The 804-nt window shown below is 33.8% G+C and carries 1 protein-coding gene; it reads right to left on the minus strand.

The window, feature by feature from the left end; all coding sequences use genetic code 11:
• Positions 1–246: 246 nt before the first annotated feature.
• Positions 247–585: a YmaF family protein gene (locus tag V7183_RS25705; RefSeq protein WP_097898669.1), complete on the minus strand. Its 339-nt coding sequence runs from the start codon at positions 583–585 to the stop codon at positions 247–249.
• Between the last annotated feature and the right edge of the window lie 219 nt (positions 586–804).

Genomic DNA, 804 nt, shown 5'->3' on the forward strand with positions numbered 1-804 from the left:
TTTCTTTTCTCTATCTGTTAATTTAGCTTTAAGCGATTTAGGTACTTGTATACTATCTTTCGTACATGCGGTTTCTGTATAATCATCGCCAATAGCTATTATGGATTGATATGAACCGTCTATATTAGAAGCACTACTCGCAAAAGCATATAAATGCCCATCTTTATCAAAGGTTATAAACTCATTTGAGAAGTTATCATTTATATATCCAGACGAACCTGGAAGTTTCCATCCTCTGCATTAACTTTATTTATTACCTGGAGCTGGCTGATCCACTCCTTTAACACGGTGTTTATGTCCGTTATCTTCAGTCGTATAAAAATCATAATAGTGAACATGCATTCCATTTCCTACAGGAATCGCAGGTCCTGAGTATGCCTTATAATAATGCGTATGTCCATCCTCAAAGACAACATATCCTTGAGTATAATGTATATGCCCACCTTCTTGTGCGGGAATTGGTGGAGATGTTACATCAAGACATTGATGTACATGCCCCGCCTCAACAGATGTATAATCCACCGATCCATGATTATGATTTGGTACAAATCCAGAAACAAAATCATCCTTTCCTACTCTATTCACTCTACCCACTCCTTGTACATAAAGATGTATTTTATAAACTTATATGCTTATAAGGCTGTAACAATTCCTAACAATAGCTTGGTTTACGTCATCAAATATATTTCATATTAAAGAGAGAAAGCAGTTGAAGATTTCACAAATAACTTTTGTTTGTACTTACACTGACTCACTATATATTTTAAATTTTTTGTTGTAATTCTTTATATTAGAATGTAATAT

The organism is Bacillus sp. JJ1127 (assembly GCF_036965845.1).
In the GTDB taxonomy this organism is placed as follows: domain Bacteria; phylum Bacillota; class Bacilli; order Bacillales; family Bacillaceae_G; genus Bacillus_A.